Here is a 20,361-nt window from a genome sequence, read left to right on the forward strand (position 1 = left end):
ACACTGATCCCAGTGATCCAACAGGCCAACCATGACGCGCGACTGGGAACATGAAATACGTCCCAAGCATGGAAACCAAGATGGCGCGATCGGTGCCAACCGGTTGCTAAAGATAAGGTTTCCTGAGATAGACGCGCGCATTAGAGAGATGGAGCGATTGGCAGACACAGGCCGATGGAAGGTATGTTGGCATTATTCTAGTCGAGATCAAATCCCGCGCCTGATAGCGGAATAATCGAGGATTTTCACGGCTGAGAGCTTAAAATGGGGAGCGGGGGAGACGAAGGAATGTCGAAGGTAAAAACACTCATCACTTCATGCCAACAAGCTGACGCCGATCCTGGAATCGATCGCAGACGCCGTGCATCTCCTCCGAAACATGGCTCCGAGCGAGAGAGTGGGTGAGGCGGAAGCTTTAACCAACCGGATCTTGGCTGAGTTGTCGAAACTGGATACGCCGCGCTCGATCAACGAACGCACAAAGCAAGCTCAGAAATTCAATTTGGAAACGGCAAAACCGCTTTTATGGCGAAAGCTCCGCGACTGAATTTTGTCCTTTCGGACGGGATTAGGGATAAACGAAAGTTTCGTGAATAGAAGCTGTTAAAACAAATAGATAGCGACAACAAGTGGCGGAGGGAGTGAGCGTATTTTTGTGGCGTCAAATGTCGTCACAAACAGCCAGAAGCGCCTCTATTGTTTTGATTATCCTCAACCTTAGCCGCTCACTAGCGATCAAGAGCGGTCAGGGTCAAAAATCAGATGGTGAGGCGGATTTGGTGAGTGGTTAGCGTGGCGACTAACCAAAAAGGACACCCACCAGATGACCGTCGCAACTCCCAAAAAGGGCTTGTCGCCCCGCATCATTCAAACCCTTGTTGAAGCCGCCGAGCCGGGCCTTTGGTCGCATCGGTACGGGTTTTCGCGATCTATCAGCAAGGCCGGTTCCGCGACATGGACGTTTCGCTACAGTGCACCGGACGGTAAGCGCCGATTGATGACGCTGGAAACCGTCAAACTCAAATGAGCCGATAACCGTCGCCAGCCTGAAAGCCCTTGAAGTGCAGGCGGAAGGATTGCGGCTGAAAGTCCCGGGCCGGTCACGATCCGCTTGCGGCACGGAACGCCGCTGCGAACAAGCCAGAGCGTAGCGCAGGACCACGCACCGCGTCGCGCGCGACTAAATTGCGCAGCATGAAAGCGACTGGAAAAACGACAAGCACCGGGCGCAATGGACGGCCACACTCGAAACCTACGTCTATCCGAAGATCGGCAACAAAGCGCCGCACGAGATCACAACCGATGACGTGTTGGACGGTAAGCGGTGCACCAAGGCACCTTGCAATACGCCGATGAACATGGAGTTTTTGCGCCATGACATTGGAACATGCAAGGGGCGATACGGTCGCCGAGTTAAGCGGCGCCGCGGCGGCTGAAGATGGTGCAACGATTCCCGGCCGCGCGCGGCAACGGAGGCTGTGGAGTTGCGCCGAGAAGAGCGCGTTGGTCGACCTTGCGAGCGCGGCGGGATCGTCGGTGACCGAGGTCGCGCAAGCGTTCGGCGTAGCTCCTTCGCAGCTCTATGCCTGGCGCAAGCAGATGGCCGGCGGCGAGCTCGATGTCGACCAGGCGGTGGCAACCTTCGCGCGGATCGAGGTGAACGATCTGCCCGAGGTCGAACGCCCCGTTGCCGATTGCCCGCATCCGGCCGGCAGGATCGTCGTGGTTTTTCCGAGCGGTGCGCGATTGCGCATCGACGGTCCCGTCGATCCGACAGCGCTGCGTATCGTTATCGCGGAGTTGACCAGGTGATCACAGTGGTGCCGACCGACCGGATTTATCTGTGCTGCGGCGCGACCGATATGCGCCGCGGGATCAACAGCCTGGCGCGGATGGTGCAGCAGGTTCTCGCGCTCGACCCGCACACCGGCGCGATCTTCTGCTTCCGTGGACACAAGGGCCATATCATCAAGATTCTGGCGCATGACGACCAGGGGTTCTGCCTGTTCACCAAGCGGCTTACCGATGGTTGTTTTGCCTGGCCAACCACCAAGGAGCAGGTCACCGTGTCGCTCACCAAGGCGCAGCTTTCGCTGCTTTTGGACGGGATCGATTGGCGCCGACCGAGCAAGATTTATCGACCGCGTTTGGCTGGCTAATTTGGACGTTTCTTATTGATTTTGTGATGATTCTGCTTCCGTAACGAGGGCCTTTCGGGTATAGGTTTTGGGTGTCGGAACAAGCTCCCTCAACCGCAGATTTCTTCGCTCGGATCGCCCTTCTGGAGGCGGCCGTTTCTGCCCGCGACATCACCATCGCCGAACGCGATGAACAGCTGCGAAGAGAGCGCGCCGAGGCCTCACTTCGCATCCAGCGCCTGCAGCTGCAGATTGATCGCTTCAACCGCAAGGCCTTCGGCCGCTCGTCCGAGAAGCTGGGCCAGATGCGGCTAGAACTCGAAGATCTCGAGACTGATTTCGCCGCGAGCGTGCCCGATATCGAGCTGCCCATCGTCGCTGACACCGACAAGGTTCGGGTGTTGCCGGTGCGCAAGCTCACCCGAACCTGCCGCGCAAGCGGGTCGTTCGCGAGCCGTCTTGCGCATGTTGCCCAGGCTGCGGCGGCGATCTGCGCGCCATGGGCGAAGATAGCGACGAGATGCTCGATCTGGTCGCCCAGACCTGGCAGGTGATGGAGACCGTTCGACCCAAGTACAGCTGCCGGACCTGCGATAAAATCATCCAGGCGCCGGCACCAGCCAAGGCCATTGCACGCGGCAAGCTCAGCTATGCCGCGCTCGCCCATATCATGATGGCGAAGTGGGGTTATCATCTGCCCTTCTACCGTCAGGGCCAGATGATGGCCGCCAAGGGCGTCGATATCGAGCGATCCACGCTTGCGCGCAGCGCCGGCTACGCCGCCGCCTTGCTCGATCCCATCTACAACCGCATTCGCGAGATCGGCCGTACCCGCACCAAGATCCACACCGACGACACGCGGCTTCCGATCCTGGCGCCCAGCACCGGCAAGACACACAAGGGCGCGCTCTGGGTTTACGTCGCCGACGACCGCAACTCGGGTTCGCAGGAGCCGCCGATCGCCTGGTATCGCGCCACCATGGGCCGCGCCGGCGAGAGCGTGATGACCGAGCTCGCCGGATTTGCCGGCACGCTCCAGGCCGACGGTTTCAGCGGCTACAATCAGATCTACAAGGGCGGCGCCATTCGCGAAGCTGCCTGCCTGGCCCATCTGCGTCGCAAGATATTCGACGTTCACGACAGCCAGCCGACCGAGCTCAGCACGACGGCGATGGCCGGGATCCAGGCGATCTACCGGATCGAGGAAGAGATACGGGGGCTCCCGCCCGCCGAGCGATTGGCCGCACGACGAAGGCGGTCCCGACCACTGGTCCGGGCGCTGCGACGACAGCTCATGCGGCAGGGCAAGGGTTTGTCGCGCCATGCCGATATCGCGAAGGCCTTCGCCTACGGCACCAGGCGATGGCGCGCGTTCAACCGCTTCCTCTACGATGGCCAGCTCGAGCCCGACAACCTGATCGCGGAGCGGGCCATTCGTGGATTTACGGTCGGCAGGCGCAATTGGCTTTTCTCGGGCAACTTCGCCGCGGCAGAGCGGTCAGCGGTCGTGCTCAGCATCATCGAGACCTGCAAGCTCTGCGGCGTCGATGCCGAAGCCTACATGGCCGATGTCACCGAGCGCATCCAGAACCACTGGCCAGCCTCGCGCTGGGACGAGCTGATGCCCTGGAACTGGGCGCGCCGCCAAGAGATGCCGCTCCCGTTGGCGGCATGAGCGCGCTCGATGACATGGCGCTGTCGGACGAGGCGCTCGAGGCCTGGATGGCTGCCAAGACCAACCGCCCGCTGGTGCGGACCATGTCGGCGCTGGATGGCTTCGTAACGGCAGCGATCACCGGGCCGCGGTTTGCGGACCCGCAGGACTGGATGTGCCCGCTCATGGGGTTGCCGCGCGACGTCTTGGCCAAAGGGTCTGCAACCGATCACGCCGTGTTTGCCAGCGTCGCCAGGATCCACAACCGGATCAACGAAACGCTGTTCGACAGACCGCAGGATTATGCGCCCCGATTCGCCATCAAGCCCAGCGGCGGCATCGATCCCCGGCCGTGGTGCCAGGGGTTCTACGCGGCCATGAATCTCAACATCAAAAGGTGGAAACGGCTACTCGACCTCAACAATCCCAATCACGGCCTGCTGCTGCCGATCCTGATCTACTGCGTTGACAAAAAGGGCAGGCCCGTCCTCGGCAAGCCCAGGCCGGGGCCCGAGACCGCGCACATCATCGAGCACGAGGCGTAAAAGACATCGCCCTGGTCATCCCCGCCCTCCGCGAACTCCACTACGTCACCCATACCCGGAGTGATCGCCGCCGGCGCGCCGACTAACGGCTGACCTACCATAGACGCATCACAAGACGATATTGGGAGGTGCCTTGGCGCACCGCTTACGTTGGACGTGCTGCCGCAAGATCACTCTCGCAATGGAAAGACGGGGCCGCTTTGGAAGAATGCCCGCGAGACGGCATCGCGGACGGCAGAAAAGAACGCTGCATCCAGATACAGTTGCAGAAATGGCGTTGGCACAAAAAGGTTGTGCCGCTTATCGCCGTGGCACGAGGCTTTTTGAACGTCGTTAATGCAACAATGGTGTGACTATTTTTTTGTTAATCCAAATATGTACGTGAAAAAATGGCGCCGACTGCTTGCACAACCTTATGCAAAAGCATCATGAGCGATGAAGCATACCGCTCATTTCCGCCGCAATCCCACGCCGGAGCAGGTACATAACACATCGACCTTCACGAAATGAGACGGAGTTGGAATGGAGCTAGCCGCGAACCATCAACATCTGTTCCCGGCTTTGTAGCCAAGCCAAACAAAAGGTTCTCGATTTCTTCCTTTGGCAGGTCAAGATCGTTAGCAATCTCTGCCTTGGTCACTCTCTCTTTCCAAAGTTCAGTCAAAACTTTCTGCCAAACAACGGACTGTTCCCGTTCAATCCCAAACGGCTCGGATCGACGATAACCGAGTTCTGTCGCCTGGATGCAAAGCATCCGGTATTGCCAATTCGACATCGTTCCAAGCTGGTGTAGGCGGTGAATAAGAGCCATTGCTGAGACAGCCCATCGCTTCTTTAGCGCGACAACTTGATTCAACGTATGAACGCGTGGGATAGCCGCGATTACATCAGCCGCCGGCATCAAGAATGCGGATGCAAAACCATTCGCATCGTCCTCAGCACGGCGGCCACGTGGTCCACCATGTCGGTGCAAAACCAGATGTCCGAGTTCATGAGCAGCATCAAACCGACTGTGTTCCGGCGTCTTTGACGTGTTAAGGAAAACAAACGGACGATTGCCGCGCCAAAGGGAGAAAGCGTCAACGGTCCTGGTGTTTTCCGCCAAAGTAAAGACGCGGACACCTTTCGCTTCCAACAAGTTGACCATATTTTTGATTGGCCGCTCACCGAGCGCCCAACGCTCCCGCAGCGAACGAGCCGCAATTTCGGGGGGATCGCCGTCCAAATCTTCCAAGTCAACACGGGGTAAATCGAACCGCTGATCAACCCAATCTGAAAGAAGGAAGGATAATGTGCCCGCCGCTAGCGCGGCATCTCTTTCGCCTGCGGACATTGCTGACATGCTGCGGAAACTCGCAGCGCCGTCTTGGGGTTCTTGGATGTCATTTCCTGCGAAAAATTCCACAGGGAACTGAAGCGTTCGTGCTATTACCCGGAGCGTTTCGGGTCCCGGCACTATTTCTCCAGCCTCGTACCGAAAGACAGTGTTAGGCTTTACCCCGACCGCCTCGGCGAGTCCTTTCTTGGTCAACCCTCGCCGGCGGCGAGCGAGGCTAAGTCTGCTAGGCGTGAACATAAAAGCTACCGGCGGCGAACGGCGATATCGAAATCCGGTTCCTGCGGCTCAACCGGAGACGCCACGGCAATTTTCGACCAATCATCCCCGCTTAGGATGAATATGCGCTCGCTGAATTTTTCGAAGTACCCAGACTTAAAGCTAACGGGTCTAGAAAGCTCCGCTCGGACGTTCTTACCGTCATCAAAAATGCACAAATACCAAGTTGGATAACCACTCGGCTCCGGACCGACTTCCTTGTGAGAAAACATTTCCAACTGGTCATTTAAGTCCGTAACTTTACCGGCGGCTGGTCCTTTTATTGTATGGTTGCGCGGAGAACGCGCGGGATCAGAAGTCCCTTTGTCGGCATTCATAATAGTGACTTGTACTTTAAGCTCATGGTTGACAATGGTTTCGATCCCGCCATCGTCCCCTTTCACCCATCCTTCCCTGCGGAAGGTCTGACGGAGGCGTGCTATTGCGCCTGACCAAGCATGAAATCCGGGGGCCGACTTTGGGTAGTCGTCGGTACATCCACCGCGGGCCGCTACAGCCGCCTTTACAACCTCCGTCCACTGACCTCGATCCGACCAAAAGTACTTCCGAAGGCGGCGATCAGCCTCACGGGCGGTCTCATAGATAACGGCAGCCATTAGAATCAGCCTTCACGTTGTTTTCTTCGATCACGTTCGTGAGCCGAAAAAACGACGCGGTCAAGGCAAAATGAAGCGATTTCCCTGTTTTGCCCATTCCGACAGGCAAGTAGACGCTTATAGCCCTTGGCCATTCAAGTGCTTCGGTACGCGTCAATTGCGTGATATGGATTCCAGTACATGCGGTGGGGCTCTAATGTCCGACGGCATCGATCAAATTTCGAATGGCTTCTTGAAAGCGATTTTCGGCGCGGCGGGATCGGCGGTTGATAATTGGCGTCGAAAACGACGCCTGAAGCAAATGCTTCAGGACAAACGATTCCCGAAAGGCTTCAGAACGACTAAGCAGCTTACTGATGGGATCGGCTGTGACGTCGAGACTACCAGGCGGCTGCTGCTCGCAATCGGCGCGAGAAAATCAGAAACGACCGATGAATGGACACTCCGCCCACGGGCGGCCTGAGGCACATGCAAGGCATTCAACTACTCGAGATGCGCCACTAGGTTCAAAATGGCAGCGAAATGGGGCGCGGATTCGTGCGCAGCCTTCGCCTCTCGGTGCTGTTTCAAGTGGTACACAGTCGCTGATCTTGATACCTGCACGTACTGGTCATGCTGGCAGGCGGAGTCCGGCACACCGCTTTTGCTGACTTCCCGGACTTGAAAGTCGAATGCAAGCTGTCGAGCATCTTCCTTATGCATAGTCGACCTCCGCCTTAATCAGGTGCTTCTCACGGAGGCCCTTCACAACCAACGCTTCGAGCGTAGGAAGAGCTTCCAATGTTTTGTCGAAGCGCGGTTCAGAACGCCTCGGGTCTACTCTAACCATCTTGCCCCCCGATTTGCGGGTATCACGAGGCACCTTGAAGAGCTTCATGAAACGTGATGGAGCAACGCCATCGTAGGGTAGTATCCTGACTCTTCCACTATCCGACTCTTCTTCGGTAACGGCATCATTGTGCAATTTGGTTGCCAAACTTTTACGATAGGGCTCGATGTAGTAAATTTCGGTTATCCCAGCAGCGACCAAGTGTCTCGCACAATTATGGCAAGGATATGTTGTCACAAACGCTTTTCCGCCTTCAATCCGATCGCCCGCCAATTGCCCCGCTCTGATAAGTGCATGCATCTCTGCATGAACTGCACGAGAGAATTCAATTAAACTTTTCAGTTTGCCATTCTTCAGTATCGTATGCTTGGCAACAGCCATGTTCTTATCGTCTATGACGCCGGCTTTATTAAGTTCATGCACTAGCAGATGCGAAATTGCGGTCTTCTCTTCATCATTAAAGCAGACCCCTCCCTGAAGATTCCAGCAGCGCTTGTCCTTGTCAGAAGTCGGGTCGTTTACGGGGTCAGTCATATACAGGCTGCCGCCAAATTTCGGAACGTCATTCCATCCAACGGCAATTACCGCGCCGCTCTTATCCGTCAAGGCGGCACCGACCTGGCGAGAGAGGCAGGCAGAGTTCCCAGCCGCCGAAGCCGCTGTATACATCGCAGTTTCTGAAGGGGTGGGGGTTATAACCCGCGTCCCCAAAATCAGGTGAAGAAAGCGCTCCACTCGTGACTTTATCTGCGTATCGGTATCCGCATCTATCCGTAGAAAAAAATCGGCATTTGGAAAGGTATCGCGCACCGTTTGACCATGGATCACCTCTTCCCCAGAATCTTGGTCGATTAGTTCATATATTTGCGCCTGAGACATTCCGTTCTGCTCAAGTGACTTCACTCGCGCGGGCAACGGTGCATAAACGCCAACGAAATAAATCATGTCTCCGTAAACAAGGCGCAGAAGTTCCAATTCTTCCTGATTCTTTATCGAATCGATGATGTGGCAAGAACGGCGGGGGACAAAAGCGGCAGAGCCGGACGCGGATTTAATCCGTTGCCGCTCAAGGACTATTTCACTCACGGCCAATTCTGCGAGCACACTCGGTCCGTGCTTCTCCCGGAGCAGGTCACCTTTTTCGATAAGGCTTTTGGTGCGGTCGAAGGGATTGCTGTCGGCTGCATAGCCCCCGTGCTGTTCGATGATTTTGCTGAGACGTAGAATTGTGCATGGATCGTATCCGAACTCGGTTTCCAGGGACGCCTTGAATGCCTGGGCGACCTTATGGAGTGGCGACCCGATAGGCCCACAAAGCGCTATTACTAGTTCGCTCGTGTGGGTGGATTGAATCTGCTGCTTGGCATCGAATAAGCCAGCGCCTGCTGCTGGTGCTTTCTTGATCTGCGCGACGGTACTCATGTTGATAAATGGCCCCCCTGCCAATGGAGAGCGTAAACGGGAATCAGGCCAGCCGCAATTGGGTATGGGCCGGAACTGTGGACTGCTTCCACTACAGGTCCGTGACTGCTTGACGCACGTGAGCGCTTGTGTTTCGTCATGAATGCCGCTCGACCGGATGGCAGCCGCGCAATGGTCGGATGACCTAAGCCGCTTGGACCTGCGCTCGCTGAGCGGATGACAGCAAATCCCCAAAAATCCGAGATTTTTGAAGGCATCCTACCATGTCAGACAACACCACAAAATTGTGTGTCTTCTCATATTCTCACGCTGACGAGGCGCTGAGAGGTCCGCTCGAAAAGCAGTTGTCGATGCTCAAGCGCCAAGGGGTGATCGATACCTGGCACGATCGCAGGATCGGAGCCGGCCAGGAATTCGCCCATGCAATCGACGAGCAGATCAACTGCGACGACATCATCTTGCTGCTCGTCAGCGCCGACTTCCTAGCTTCCAACTACTGCTACGACATCGAGATGAAGCGGGCGATGGAACGCCATGAGGCCGGGGAGGCGATCGTCATCCCGGTCATCCTGCGGGCTTGCGACTGGCATCATGCGCCATTTGGCAAGCTCAACGCGGGTGCCGGGCGACGGCAAGCAGATCACCCAATGGGCGGACATCGACGAGGCATTCCTGCAGGTCGCGAAAGCCGTCCGCGAGGCTGCGGCTCGACTGAACAAGGCAGCCAAGCACCTGCCCTGGGTGCGTCGGCCACTACCCAGCCAGACCACGTGCCGCTGAAGGGCCGCGTTCCAGCAACCTGCGCCTGGCCAAGTCCTTCACCCAGCGGGACAAGGACCGCTTCTAGTCGGAAGCGTTCGAGTTCATGGCGCGCTTCTTCGAGAATTCGCTGGCCGAACTTGCCGAGCGCAACCCAGGCATCGAAGGAGTATTTCGGCGGGTCGACGCGTTGCGACGCTCTATCGTGACGGCAAGGACGTTGCCAAGGCGACTATCTACATGGGCGGCGACAGCTTCGGACGGGGCATCAACTACGTCCAGGGCCACACGACAGCCAAACAATACGATCAACGAGTCCCTCAGCGTCGAGGCCGACGACCAGACCATCTACCTGACGACTATGGGCATGATGCATTACGGCAGCCAGAAACCGAAAAGAAGCTCTCCCACGAAGGCGCTGCAGAGCTCTATTGGGAGAACCTGATCCGTCCGCTGCAGGAAAGGTGGTAGTCGATGCTTGCGCCTGAAGAGTTCACCGTCGGGACGTTTGCCTGGCTCCCGCTGGAAGCCTGATCCTGCCTCGCAACAATCATGAAGCGCCGTCATTGTCGGGCTCCTCGACGAGGCACCGACAGCCGTCTTCCTCAGCGATCAGTTCCACTTCCACTATTTCCCCACTGCAGGTTCAGAGAACTGGTCAGGCCTGATCATTCCGAATGTGCGTATTGAGGTCGACGAGTCGACTGCCTTCGATCCGACGTATACTGCTTCACCCTTGGGTACCGTGGTGATGGAAGCCACCCAGTTGAGCGTCTACGCCAAGACGGAACGATCCGATTGGCCGGTGTCGAGCGGTGCCGCTGGTGTCAAACCTGCCGGCTACCGACAACGGCAGCGTTGGGTTCACGAAATGGCAGGTCGTGCTTAGGGTGGGGCCTGACAAGCGAACACTCCACAAGATCGAGGTGCACTGCGGTTCATGAGCCGCAGATCGCTTGTGGACCGAAAGGTAGCGGGGCGATGCTCGTGAATGCGGAGGGATCCAGGCGGAGAGGCCGCACTAAGGGGACAGCGACACCTGGGCAGGCGGATGCATATGCCTCTCCACCGTTGCGATAGACCTGTTCACTGCCGCGGCTGCCGTGACGCGAACACCTCAGAACGACAACGGTCAGGCGGAGCGGGAGTTACCTCGCCAGTCCCCCCGGGCCGCCAATCTGTGCTAACCCGCCACTGAACAACCAAAGGAGTACAACCGTGAGCGAGCCGACCGTGTCCGAGGCAACCGACAGCATCTATGCATCGCTCCAATCAAACAATGCCGAACATCGACCTACATATCGCGATCCTCAAGGCAGCGCTGACACGGGAGGCATGAAAGAGGCAGTGTTCGATCCGACCAGGCTGGCATAGAACAACCGTTCGGGCCGCAAGCCGATGCAGGCTTATTTTCGGCACGCGGTGTGAGCGTGAGGTTTTCCGCCTAGTAAAGCCGCCCGGGTGCGTGATTAGTACTCACGGCAGCGGGTGACCACATGATTGGAAGCGTTCGTCTGGCGCTTCCGTGCCGCGAGCGGCAATGATGGCTTTGCGCCGATCAGCTTCGATTGAGAGTCTGAAGAACGGGCGACGAAACGAAGGATTGCGGAAAAAGAGCATGACAACAGTCACCCCTTTCCGAGGTCTGTCAGCCTTCCCGCTCACGACGGCGGACGAACACGGTCGCGTCGACACCGAGACGCTTGCCCGCCTCGTGGAGCGGCTATGCGAGGCAGGTGTCGACTCGATCGGCCTTCTCGGATCGACGGGCATCTATGCCTACCTCTCGCGCGAGGAGCGGCGGCGTGCCGTCGAGCCCGCAAGCGAATGCGGGCGCGGGCGCGTGCCGCTCTTCGTCGGAGTGGGCACGCTGCGGACCGACCATGCGATGGATCTCGCGCGGGACGCCGAGGCCGCGGGTGCCGACGCGCTCCTGATGGCGCCGGTCTCCTACACGCCGTTGACGCAGGACGAGACCTACGAGCATTACCACGCGGTGACGGGCGCCTCGGGCCTGCCGCTATTGCATCTACAACAATCCGGGCACGACGCAGTTCACCTTCGGGATCGACCTGCTAGCGCGGCTGTCACGCCGTCCGCCCCCGCCAGCATTGCATCGGCCATGCCCCAGTCGCCGCTGTAGCCCACAGCGAGCGCCGTGCGGCCGCGCAGGCTCCCCAACTCGCCTACGAAGTCACCGCCTGCCGGAAGGGGCATCTTCACAGCCCGGATCGTCGGGAGACGGCGCTGGTACCAGCCGAGCGACCTGAGGGAAATCTTTGGGGACGTTGAGGCCGAATTGGTGGGAGCAAAATGAGTTGCAAACGCGAATGGACGCTCAGCAATGCCCATGAGATTGGGCAGCTTGTGGTCGTTCAAGTTCGGGCTCTGCAACGTCAGGCGCGCTGCCGCGCTTTCGTCTTCCACCAGTATCGGGCATAACCAAAAATAGGAACTCATTCCTCGATGAGTCAATTCGCACTTGACTCTTTTGTTCCGTTTTTGTTCACTGCAGCCAATGGAACGTTCGGGGTGATCGCCATGGACCACATAGTGACGCTAGACAGCCGCTAGGAGGCCCGCCCTACAAGCAATCGCCGACAAGTTCTTGCCCAGCACAAGGGCGATCCAGTGAAGGCGCTCAAGGAAATGAGCGTCCTCAACGGACACCTTCAGGAGCGGCTCGACGCCTTGTCCGTACCGCGCCGGGCAACGCGGTAAGCCACCAAATGGGCATTATGCATCTTGATCCCGACGCCAAGGCGGAACTGCACTCCGAAGCCGAGAGACTCATCGCTCGCTACGACAGCCCGCTTGAGACCGTGAAGGCGCTCATGGCCTACAACTGTGAGCTTGAGACTCAAATCGTCGCCCTCGCTCACCGGCATCCGGGGCTGGTGCACGTCAGCTACGACGACACGCCTGCCGTCTTGGGCTGACAATCCGGGAAACGCGAACAGGTCATGCAGGAACTCATCGCCTTTTTAGAAACCAACTCAGCGCTGGTGCTGTCGAATCCTGCCCCGTTTGCCACGTTTGCCGTTCTGTTCGGAGGAGGCGGCTTCCTAGTTGGCCGCTACTTGCTGACCGAACGCGTCTCCAATCTGGAAAGCCGCATTGCAAGACGTGATGAGGAAATCACAGACCTTAAGGCCAAACAGAAAGCGCCAAAGCGGGAGCTGCCGATGGTGCCAATAGTCGGCACTGTTGAGGCCAGTCCGCGTGAAGTCCTACCATTGAATAAGCTCGTCCCCTTGGGGGCTGAGCGGCGGTTCAACGAAAGACAATGAGCATGTCAGAGAACATTCTTCCGCAGCAGAAGACCCCCAAGCTCATTGTCGTCACCGCGTTCGACCGTGATGAAACCGGCGACCTTCAGCCTGCCTTCGGTCCAGCCGAGCAGCAGACCGAAGACCGCGCAATAAGGACCGCCAAGGGTCTGGCGGGGAAACATGCTGGTGTCATTGCGTGGTCGCGCGATGCTAAACCGGCGCTCGGCGAATACGGCGAGCCGACAACGCTCTTTGTGGGTGGCGACGTGCCGGACATGGAGTGACGGTTGGCCAGTACCCCTTAGGCTCCCCCTGAAGTTCCTCTCAGGGTGTAGCCGAGGGGGCACAGGGCACAGGAGATCCGCCTGTTTATTAGTCCAGACCGTAACCAATGCCCCCTGACAGCTATCTACCGGTAGAGTCTCGGGTACTTGGCCTTCTCAGTCTGGCAATCATCCCCGCGCCGCACCGCTTTGTTGTAAGCGGCTTCATAGGCGCGGATGGCCCTCTTGAACTTAGGTGGATTGGGTGTCAGGTGTTTATCCAGACCGTCCCACAAAAGGGATGGAACAGCTATAATGGCTTTTCCAGCCTCAGCGCCCGGCATCTTTGCATAGCACCGATGACGTTACCTGCCATTGTAGCGGTCAAATTCAACCTGGCGTCGGGCATCCGAGCCATGAAGTTAATGTTTTGCTGCTCTCCCTGTCCGGCTGAAGCAGCCGAAGATATGACGCAGACTGCCGCGCCGAGGGTAATCAAAATGCGGTTCAAAAGTTGCCCCCTCAATATTTCGGATTGGAGACCGCCCTGGCGGTTCGGGCATGGCCGCAAATCTCAGCAGATGACCGATGTCTAATACAACCGAGGCCGAAGGGTGCCTTCCCCCAGGGCCTCGGTTTTCAGAGCACTATTCGTCGTCCTCATCATCTGAGGAGTCGGCATTCTGTTCGACGTAGGACTGACAACCTTCGATAAACGAGTTGCTGTTCCCGCCGCAATCGGAAGCGCTCGCAACGCCTTTCCGTTCTGCCCAGTCATAACCGGCCTGATGGCCGAGCAATCCTGAGTGCAGTCGTAGCCGTTAAAAGTCTGAGCGAGGCACAAGCTCGGCACAAAGACACCCACGAAACACGTCAGGCATAGCAGCTTGAGTGGCTCACGAATGCCTAGTGACAATGGTATTCCCCCGTCTTCCTATTGTGGTGACACCCGTTTTCGTCTGTGCCACCGCTGTGTGCGACGGCAGTGCCGATTGAAAAAAGCAAGCAAGCAATAGCCAATGCGTACTTCATTTTTAGCCCCTATGTTAAGCCCAAGTGCGAATCCCAATAACCACGGATGGCCTGAACTCTACAAGTGGGCCTTTGACTTGCCGGTAAAGAAAGCATGTATCCGAAGGACCGCAAAACGCATCGGCGTGACCTACAACGTGAACAACGCCCATGCTGCAGCCGAGCAGCCGATTGAGTGGTACAAGAGGGGCCCCAAGTGGCAGAAGGCCGGGGAGGTTGGAGGGCACGGGTTCCCCTCATGAAGTCCGCAAGTGCCTCGAGGCAGCGGCCAATGCCTCGGGGATGCTTCCCTGGTCGATAAAGTGGCGCGCGGTCTCCAGCCCGAAGCCAGAGGAACATCCGGTGATCATCACGGTATTCATGATTGTGTCTCCTTTTCTTGGATGCCTCGGCATATCGACCTTGCAGCGCGAACTTTCTATAATCACATGTCCGTAGTTGTTTATCGAAAGTCCGAAATGTCAGATCCACTCTCCGAAGTGATTGCCCTTTTGCGCCCGCGGGCGCCCTTTTCGAAGCTGGTGGATGCTTCCGGGGCCTGGCGCGTGCGTCGGAATGAGGTGGGCCAAGTCTACTACTGCCTGCTCCTTGCCGGTCGGGCGCGTCTCGAGGTGGACGGCAAGCCGCCGATGGAACTGCGCCAAGGCGATTTCGTGCTGGTGCCGGCAGTGCAAGGGTTTTCCATGTCGAGCGCCGATCCCGCGCCACCACCTGGGCTGGAAAGCCGCCCTTCGATCCGTCCGGACGGAACGGTGCGGATCGGGCCAGAGCGACGCCCCTGTCGAGGTGCAGCAGCTCATCGGGTATTGCAGCTTCGGCGCCCCGGACGCGGAGCTGCTGGTGCCGCTGCTTCCCGACATAGCCGTGGTGCGGGGTGAGCAGCGTCTTGGCGATCTAGCGCGGCTGGTGCGGGACGAGGCGTTGGCAGATCGCCCGGCCCGCGACGTGGTTCTGGAACATCTGCTGCAGGTGCTGCTTATCGAAGCTCTGCGTTGTTCGACGGAGACGTGCGCGACGCCAGGCCTACTGCGCGGCCTGGCGGACGACCGGTTGACCGGCCCGCTGCGCGCCATTCATGCGGCGCCGGCCCGCGCATGGAGCGTCGCCGAACTGGCGCGCGAGGCGGGGCTGTCCCGCTCAGCCTTCTTCACGCGGTTCAACCGGGTGGTGGGCATAGCGCCGATGGAATACCTGCAAAGCTGGAGGATGACGCTAGCCAAGCACATGCTTAGATCGCGGCAGCGCAGCATCGCAGAGATTGCGGCGAAGATCGGATATGGCTCGACGAGCGCCTTCAGCTCGGCGTTCTCGCGGCGCATGGGGGGCACCGCCAGCGCAGTACGCCCGCGGTGCATGAAGCTGCGAAATAGGTGTTTATAGCGGTGCCAGTTTGCGGCCGTTTGCCGACCGGCAGTTTCTGGCGTCCAAAAAAGCGATAGCGACATTCGATCCGGTAGGTCCGAGGTCCCTGACTGACCCGTTCGAGACCTTCATTCTCGGCGTTGCGAATGGCAGCAACGCGCCTCAAGTCGGTCATTCCACGTACAATTGCGGGTGTCAAAAGCCGCCATTGTGGCGCCGTCGCAATGGCTCAACGGCTTGCCCGATTTCCTATCCCGGTTTCCCCGGCACTAGATCGATAGCGACATGAACCAGTCGGTCGGGTATCGGCGCACAGACAAAACGCGACAGGGCATTCTCTTGCAAGGCTGATTTGGATGAACAAAGTTATGATAACAAGAAGATCCGGTCACCTCCGCACGCTAGGAGTCTCGATCTTCAGGCCGGGGCCACATGGTCGTAAAAAGCTCGAGATCGACATACTCCTGAGAGTTCGGTTAGTGGGGCTCGTCGCGCGCTGCGTCGTTGCACCGAGCAAAAAACGTCCACAACGCGAATCTGATAAGCGCCAAAATTTGATACTCATAATCCTACTCTCCCTAGCCTCGCCGCCCATCCGACACAGTCAGAGATGATCCGGATTGCCAACATCGACGCGCGGAGATCCACGACGCCAAGTGCGACGCGGAGAAGCGCCTTGGCTAAGTGTCCTAGAGGCGGCTCGGTGAGTTAGCGTCGGGGAGGGGCGCCGTGCATCCAGGCGATCCGGGCACGAAGCGCATGCGCGACCGGCACGGCCGTTTACTGGTGACGATCACGGTTGACGGCCGCGACGTCGGCAAGAGCATGATTGCTGAGCGTGGTGCGCGCGTGCGAGGACAAGCGAAAGCTATGGTGCTCTCATCATCAGGGGCACTAGAAGTGGTCGCGGCATTTAAACTCCAAATCCCTGGCCCTTGTCGAGTACGGGCTGAACTGGCAACGGCACGACACGCCTCAACCGGTGTTCCAATGTCGTGACGAAAAAGCGCATCGCCGCGTAGATAAGAACAACGAATATCAGCATCTGGCCAGCCATGAACGCCGGCTGACGCACATAGCCTTGATCCGTCAACAAGATCAAAGCGTGTAGCCCAGTAGGTAGAATACAAGCAAGCAAACAGATCTGGTTGAAGTATCGTCTATTCTGTTTGATGCCACGATTCACATCCTCCGCCGCCCGCGCAGAGACAATGTCGGTCACTATGCAAAGGCAGACCGACGCTGAAGCCAAGGCGAAAGCTATGCCAACGTTTATCTGCATGACATGGATCAGATTGTCGCGATCCGCCAACTCGCCAGCTCTCGCATAGTATACGATCCACTGAAGCATCAGCGCCGGCAACGCCATGATCCAGCCGATCAAAAACAACCCAAAATAGGACGAAACGGGGGTCGTTGGCAAATCATAAAACGGCAGCCATTCCTCATTTCGAATTCGTGACGACCTCATAAAGAGCGCGATCGACGCGGAAAGTAAGAATGCTAGGCCAAGAAAACCAACGTCTGACGCCGAGCTTGTGAATGAGTTACTTATGAGACTGTCCAAGGTCTGGGGCTTAAGCTTTTTCAGATTCTCGGCCGGAAGGACATATCTCCGAATGACGTCATTGTCGGTCGCTAATCGATAGAGCACGCAGAAAGGATATGCAAACCCGGAACCCACCAACGTTGCAAGCAAGATACTGTTGAACCATGGCTCGGCGGATATGTTGTTGCTTCGTAGGAGTTGCGCGAAGAAGCGCAGTCCAGGGTCAGCGTAACGCTTATCAAGCACGCCAGGCGAGGTAGTTTTGGAGCTTTTCGCATTCTCCGGACGGACGAGCTCACGCATCGTGCGACGGTCGTTCCGAACAACTATTGAAAAGAGAGCGATCAGCCTCTTAGCGTCAACTTCGGACGCCTTTATATGCTCTGACCATTCCTGACGTGCGAACTTCAGATCTTCTAAGAGCGGAATCTGATTAGGGACCACGCCCTTCTTCTTGCCCTGAGTTAGCAGCTTCTCTGCCTCGACCCGAAGGGTCTGCGCCGAACTCGCATCGATCCGACCGCCAAGTAGCACAGTTGGGTTGCTAGCTAGAACGCTCTTCACGAACGCGTTGGATTCCGTCTCAAAAATTAGATCTTCAGTCTTCGCGCGGAGAGAGAGGTACTGTGGCTTCAGCATAGCAACGACGTCGGTGTAGCGCTGATATTCCGCTTGAGACCAGAGGTCTGGTCGTTCCAACGTCCACTCGCCAAACAATCGCAGGGACACACATCTGCGCGATCCGCGCACGGCGTCATCGTATTCGATGCCGAGTATCGACAGGACAGCGATCAGCGTCCAGAACGTCTCAATATCACTTTCGTATTCGGGCGCTCCTGCCACCACCGTCTCTATCTCTTGGGCAGAAAGAGCGGTTACACGATTGTAGAACTCGTCTGGAATGTTCGCGATCGCGTGCGCAAACCTACGAAGTGAGTGTTCGATCTGGGCCACAACAGGAGTAGCGGGGAGAACGCCAACCACCAGAAGAGCTGCGAAAAGTGGCCAGGAAGCACCCTGGAATTTGATCGTTGTCTGTCCGCCGATAATATCCACCAGCGGCTGGAAAATACAGAGGACGAAATAGAAATACAATAGAAGAAAAACGTAAAAAATTTTTGCTCGATTATATGTATCTCTCCCTACAAGTAGAGGGAGAGTCAGCATACTGGTGAAATCGTATTCTGCGCCCTTGGGCGGTGTAATCAACTCGCCCAGTCGCTTCCCGGCATAGAGAGCAATGACCAAAGTGCCGAAGAGGAAAGACAGACCGAAAGATTTCTCTGCCAGTTTGGAAAGAAGTTCTACTAACGAACCCGCAATTTGATCCGGGGCTGGAGCCTGCTGAATCGGCTCGGGCACGTTAACAAATCGATACGTTCGGGTTGCAACCTGCTGCAGAACTGGTCGTGGGCATTGCGGCAATAAATGTCGTGCAGATGCTGAGGGCCGCTATCAGCAAAGCTGCATTCTTAAGCGCCTTGCGCATTACGCGTCTCCATATATACAAGCTGCAACATTAGTATGCGCTTCACAAGCCGTCAATCGGTGTGAGTGCTGATCGCTGGAAACTCGGCCTTGCGACCAGTTGCTGAGGGTTCCTGAGCTTGCCTCCAGCCAGACCTAGCCGCCCGGATTGCGGTGGAATTTATTCTGGAGCAAACCGGGCCTTGTTGCAGCGGTACCCGACGGGGGGCTTAAAGCGAGTGCGACAATACACGGCTCTTCCAATGACCTAGACGAGTTCGCACCGCGACTAACTCGTTCGCGCATAGGCTGCACACCTATGCTCAGGATGCTAAGCGGTATGTCACCATCGACGCCTGTCTTGTCGCGGCGGCAGCCAAAGAAGACAAGCGTCGCCGCCACTGCCGCCGACGGCGAGGAGGTCGGTTACCGAATGACAGCTATCCGCTGAACTCGCTCGATAGCGGACAGTCGGCTGTCGTGAAGAGTTTCGGGCGCCGGCAGGCGTACGAAAGTCCCCGAGGAAGGAACCCGCGGGCCACGGCGATGGCTATGGAGATTTCGATTTTCGGCTGGTGAGGGGGATGGCGCGACCGCCGCCGGGAAGCGGCGGGATTGATGCACACGGACCGCCTTGTCTTCCGGCCGTGCGGCATCGTCGGCTCGGCACGCGGTCGGACGCAGCCCTGTCGACGCCGATGATCACCATGGACGCGCGTGGGTTCGTTGCCGGAGGCTGAGTGCCTGCGCCTGAAGGCTGCATCAAGCTATGCCGGGTCATGGGGCGTTCTCCCGGCCCGGTGTACTTGCGTAGGGCGGTCCGCGCTGCTGCCTCCACCGTTCGAACATCTCGATGACGATCATGCGCCCGCCGCAGCACGGGCACGGCGGGCGGAAGTCGTCCGGTTCGGCCGATGATCGTTCGTGGCGGGAGGCGCGGCCGCGAGCAGTTCGCGCGCGAGTGCGAGGCTGCCTTGCGGGCGGAGCGGGCGAGCAAGCCGTAATGGCGGATGCGATGGAAGCCACGCGGCAGGACATGGAGCAGGAACCGACGGATGAACTCGTCTGCGGTGAGCGTCATGACCTGCTGCCGGTCCGCGCCGTTGAGACGATAGTCCTTGTAGCGGAAGGTGACGTCGCTCTTGTCGAACGGATGATGCGGCGGTTCGAGATGGCGACCCGGTGCGTGTAGCGCGACAGATAGGCGAGCACCGCTTCCGGCCCGGCGAAGGGCGCCTTGGCGTAGGCCGACAGCATGGCATTGCCGTACCGCCCGCCCTTGCCACGCTCGATGCGCAGCAGCATGCGCTCGCTGTCGACGTCGGTGACCTTCAGCGTCGACACCTCCGCGACGCGCAAGCCCGCGCCATAGGCGACCGAGAGCGCGGCCTGGTGCTTGAGGCAGGTGGTGGCGTTGAGGAGACGGGCAACCTCGTCGCGGCTCAGGACCACCGGCAGCTTGCCAACCGGACCAGCTTGCGCGCCAGGTCCGGGCGGTCGACCGTGTGGGTGAAGAAGAAGCGCAGCGCCGACACAATGCTGTTCATGGTCGGCACGGGAACGCCGTCATCCTGCTGCCCGACTTGGAACCGGCGCAAGTCATCCGCTGTCGCCGTGTCCGGCGATCGGCCAAGGAAGCTTGCGAACCGCCCGACATCGCGGACGTAATTGCGCTGCGTCTCCTGGCTGAACCGGCGCATGGTCATGTCGTCAATCAACCGTTGGCGCAGCGGGCTGATCGGTGCATCGAGAACAGGGTGGGGCATGGTCAGGCTCCTTGTTGAAGAAGCCTGTGATGCTCTGCCCCCGCCGAACGACGCTCAATGCGGGCGCGGCAACCGGATCGCGACCTCTACCT

Annotated in this window: 19 protein-coding genes and 6 pseudogenes; 17 read left to right on the forward strand and 8 right to left on the reverse strand. The window is 58.2% G+C overall.

Annotated elements, in window-relative coordinates; genetic code table 11:
• Positions 1-397: 397 nt before the first annotated feature.
• From ACZ89F_RS05930 to ACZ89F_RS05970, 9 genes and pseudogenes are all read left to right on the forward strand, one after another.
• The gene (locus tag ACZ89F_RS05930) at positions 398-547 is read left to right on the forward strand and encodes a hypothetical protein (RefSeq protein ID WP_476090837.1); all 150 of its coding nucleotides are present in this window, start codon (positions 398-400) and stop codon (positions 545-547) included.
• A gap of 276 nt (positions 548-823) precedes the next feature.
• Entirely contained in the window at positions 824-1,027 is a 204-nt protein-coding gene (locus ACZ89F_RS05935) for a hypothetical protein (protein WP_476090838.1), read from the forward strand.
• 157 nt (positions 1,028-1,184) lie between these two features.
• On the forward strand, positions 1,185-1,436 hold the full coding sequence (locus ACZ89F_RS05940) for a phage integrase central domain-containing protein (RefSeq protein ID WP_476097218.1): 252 nt from the start codon (positions 1,185-1,187) through the stop codon (positions 1,434-1,436).
• Complete coding sequence (gene tnpA, locus ACZ89F_RS05945; protein WP_476090839.1) at positions 1,375-1,812, forward strand: IS66-like element accessory protein TnpA; 438 nt, start codon at positions 1,375-1,377, stop codon at positions 1,810-1,812. The genes ACZ89F_RS05940 and tnpA overlap by 62 nt, the downstream gene beginning before the upstream one ends.
• On the forward strand, positions 1,809-2,159 hold the full coding sequence (gene tnpB, locus ACZ89F_RS05950; RefSeq protein ID WP_258117211.1) for an IS66 family insertion sequence element accessory protein TnpB: 351 nt from the start codon (positions 1,809-1,811) through the stop codon (positions 2,157-2,159). The genes tnpA and tnpB overlap by 4 nt, the downstream gene beginning before the upstream one ends.
• Positions 2,160-2,230: 71 nt before the next feature.
• Entirely contained in the window at positions 2,231-2,692 is a 462-nt protein-coding gene (locus tag ACZ89F_RS05955; protein ID WP_476090840.1) for a transposase domain-containing protein, read from the forward strand.
• Positions 2,614-3,663: pseudogene (gene tnpC / locus ACZ89F_RS05960) on the forward strand (IS66 family transposase); the annotation flags it as partial. The gene ACZ89F_RS05955 and the pseudogene tnpC, both read left to right, overlap by 79 nt.
• A gap of 36 nt (positions 3,664-3,699) precedes the next feature.
• Entirely contained in the window at positions 3,700-3,813 is a 114-nt protein-coding gene (locus ACZ89F_RS05965; RefSeq protein WP_476097219.1) for a transposase domain-containing protein, read from the forward strand.
• A gap of 14 nt (positions 3,814-3,827) precedes the next feature.
• Complete coding sequence (locus tag ACZ89F_RS05970; protein ID WP_476090841.1) at positions 3,828-4,337, forward strand: UPF0149 family protein; 510 nt, start codon at positions 3,828-3,830, stop codon at positions 4,335-4,337.
• 499 nt (positions 4,338-4,836) lie between these two features.
• On the opposite strand, the gene ACZ89F_RS05975 is transcribed toward ACZ89F_RS05970, so the two are convergent.
• The 3 genes and pseudogenes from ACZ89F_RS05975 to ACZ89F_RS05985 form a co-directional block, all read right to left on the reverse strand.
• Complete coding sequence (locus tag ACZ89F_RS05975; RefSeq protein ID WP_476097220.1) at positions 4,837-5,670, reverse strand: ImmA/IrrE family metallo-endopeptidase; 834 nt, start codon at positions 5,668-5,670, stop codon at positions 4,837-4,839.
• Between the two features lie 75 nt (positions 5,671-5,745).
• A pseudogene (locus tag ACZ89F_RS05980) lies at positions 5,746-5,913 on the reverse strand (helix-turn-helix domain-containing protein); the annotation flags it as partial.
• A 5-nt stretch (positions 5,914-5,918) separates the two neighbouring features.
• Complete coding sequence (locus ACZ89F_RS05985) at positions 5,919-6,335, reverse strand: hypothetical protein (protein ID WP_476090842.1); 417 nt, start codon at positions 6,333-6,335, stop codon at positions 5,919-5,921.
• A 409-nt stretch (positions 6,336-6,744) separates the two neighbouring features.
• On the opposite strand from ACZ89F_RS05985, the gene ACZ89F_RS05990 reads away from it, so the two are divergent.
• Positions 6,745-7,011 carry a hypothetical protein gene (locus ACZ89F_RS05990; RefSeq protein WP_476090843.1) on the forward strand — a complete coding sequence of 89 codons (267 nt, stop codon included), beginning with the start codon at positions 6,745-6,747 and terminating at the stop codon, positions 7,009-7,011.
• A 231-nt stretch (positions 7,012-7,242) separates the two neighbouring features.
• Here the strand turns inward: ACZ89F_RS05990 and ACZ89F_RS05995 are convergent, their stop codons facing one another.
• The gene (locus ACZ89F_RS05995; protein WP_476090844.1) at positions 7,243-8,799 is read right to left on the reverse strand and encodes an anti-phage dCTP deaminase; all 1,557 of its coding nucleotides are present in this window, start codon (positions 8,797-8,799) and stop codon (positions 7,243-7,245) included.
• A gap of 263 nt (positions 8,800-9,062) precedes the next feature.
• Here ACZ89F_RS05995 and ACZ89F_RS06000 point away from each other — a divergent pair, with 263 nt between their 5' ends.
• The 6 genes and pseudogenes from ACZ89F_RS06000 (at position 9,063) to ACZ89F_RS06025 (ending at position 13,114) form a co-directional block, all read left to right on the forward strand.
• The gene (locus ACZ89F_RS06000) at positions 9,063-9,767 is read left to right on the forward strand and encodes a toll/interleukin-1 receptor domain-containing protein (protein WP_476090845.1); all 705 of its coding nucleotides are present in this window, start codon (positions 9,063-9,065) and stop codon (positions 9,765-9,767) included.
• Between the two features lie 1,009 nt (positions 9,768-10,776).
• A pseudogene (locus ACZ89F_RS06005) lies at positions 10,777-11,006 on the forward strand (hypothetical protein).
• A 170-nt stretch (positions 11,007-11,176) separates the two neighbouring features.
• Positions 11,177-11,690 (forward strand): annotated as a pseudogene (locus ACZ89F_RS06010) (dihydrodipicolinate synthase family protein); the annotation flags it as partial.
• Between the two features lie 597 nt (positions 11,691-12,287).
• Positions 12,288-12,497, forward strand: a complete 210-nt coding sequence (locus tag ACZ89F_RS06015; protein ID WP_476090846.1) for a hypothetical protein — start codon at positions 12,288-12,290, stop codon at positions 12,495-12,497.
• A gap of 24 nt (positions 12,498-12,521) precedes the next feature.
• Positions 12,522-12,848: a hypothetical protein gene (locus ACZ89F_RS06020; RefSeq protein ID WP_476090847.1), complete on the forward strand. Its 327-nt coding sequence runs from the start codon at positions 12,522-12,524 to the stop codon at positions 12,846-12,848.
• 2 nt (positions 12,849-12,850) lie between these two features.
• Positions 12,851-13,114, forward strand: a complete 264-nt coding sequence (locus ACZ89F_RS06025) for a hypothetical protein (RefSeq protein ID WP_476097221.1) — start codon at positions 12,851-12,853, stop codon at positions 13,112-13,114.
• Between the two features lie 885 nt (positions 13,115-13,999).
• Here ACZ89F_RS06025 and ACZ89F_RS06030 read toward each other — a convergent pair.
• On the reverse strand, positions 14,000-14,125 hold the full coding sequence (locus ACZ89F_RS06030; RefSeq protein ID WP_476090848.1) for a YHYH domain-containing protein: 126 nt from the start codon (positions 14,123-14,125) through the stop codon (positions 14,000-14,002).
• A 458-nt stretch (positions 14,126-14,583) separates the two neighbouring features.
• Here ACZ89F_RS06030 and ACZ89F_RS06035 point away from each other — a divergent pair.
• A pseudogene (locus ACZ89F_RS06035) lies at positions 14,584-15,482 on the forward strand (AraC family transcriptional regulator).
• 918 nt (positions 15,483-16,400) lie between these two features.
• On the opposite strand, the gene ACZ89F_RS06040 reads toward ACZ89F_RS06035, so the two are convergent.
• From ACZ89F_RS06040 to ACZ89F_RS06050, 3 genes and pseudogenes are all read right to left on the reverse strand, one after another.
• On the reverse strand, positions 16,401-18,398 hold the full coding sequence (locus tag ACZ89F_RS06040; protein WP_476090849.1) for a hypothetical protein: 1,998 nt from the start codon (positions 18,396-18,398) through the stop codon (positions 16,401-16,403).
• Positions 18,399-19,280: 882 nt separating this feature from the next.
• Positions 19,281-20,042: pseudogene (locus ACZ89F_RS06045) on the reverse strand (IS91 family transposase); the annotation flags it as partial.
• Positions 19,946-20,269, reverse strand: a complete 324-nt coding sequence (locus ACZ89F_RS06050) for a site-specific integrase (protein ID WP_476090850.1) — start codon at positions 20,267-20,269, stop codon at positions 19,946-19,948. The gene ACZ89F_RS06050 and the pseudogene ACZ89F_RS06045, both read right to left, overlap by 97 nt.
• Positions 20,270-20,361: the final 92 nt, after the last annotated feature.

Source organism: Mesorhizobium sp. USDA 3734 (assembly GCF_056279665.1).

Coding starts and splice junctions, on each gene's coding strand:
- ACZ89F_RS05935 (WP_476090838.1), top strand. CDS start 824: ATGACCGTCGCAACTCCCAAAAAGGGCTTGTCGCCCCGCATCATTCAA.
- tnpA (WP_476090839.1), top strand. CDS start 1,375: ATGACATTGGAACATGCAAGGGGCGATACGGTCGCCGAGTTAAGCGGC.
- ACZ89F_RS05965 (WP_476097219.1), top strand. CDS start 3,700: ATGGCCGATGTCACCGAGCGCATCCAGAACCACTGGCCAGCCTCGCGC.
- ACZ89F_RS05970 (WP_476090841.1), top strand. CDS start 3,828: ATGGCGCTGTCGGACGAGGCGCTCGAGGCCTGGATGGCTGCCAAGACC.
- ACZ89F_RS05975 (WP_476097220.1), bottom strand. CDS start 5,670: ATGTCCGCAGGCGAAAGAGATGCCGCGCTAGCGGCGGGCACATTATCC.
- ACZ89F_RS05990 (WP_476090843.1), top strand. CDS start 6,745: ATGTCCGACGGCATCGATCAAATTTCGAATGGCTTCTTGAAAGCGATT.
- ACZ89F_RS05995 (WP_476090844.1), bottom strand. CDS start 8,799: ATGAGTACCGTCGCGCAGATCAAGAAAGCACCAGCAGCAGGCGCTGGC.
- ACZ89F_RS06000 (WP_476090845.1), top strand. CDS start 9,063: ATGTCAGACAACACCACAAAATTGTGTGTCTTCTCATATTCTCACGCT.
- ACZ89F_RS06015 (WP_476090846.1), top strand. CDS start 12,288: ATGGGCATTATGCATCTTGATCCCGACGCCAAGGCGGAACTGCACTCC.
- ACZ89F_RS06020 (WP_476090847.1), top strand. CDS start 12,522: ATGCAGGAACTCATCGCCTTTTTAGAAACCAACTCAGCGCTGGTGCTG.
- ACZ89F_RS06025 (WP_476097221.1), top strand. CDS start 12,851: ATGTCAGAGAACATTCTTCCGCAGCAGAAGACCCCCAAGCTCATTGTC.
- ACZ89F_RS06030 (WP_476090848.1), bottom strand. CDS start 14,125: ATGAAGTACGCATTGGCTATTGCTTGCTTGCTTTTTTCAATCGGCACT.
- ACZ89F_RS06050 (WP_476090850.1), bottom strand. CDS start 20,269: ATGCCCCACCCTGTTCTCGATGCACCGATCAGCCCGCTGCGCCAACGG.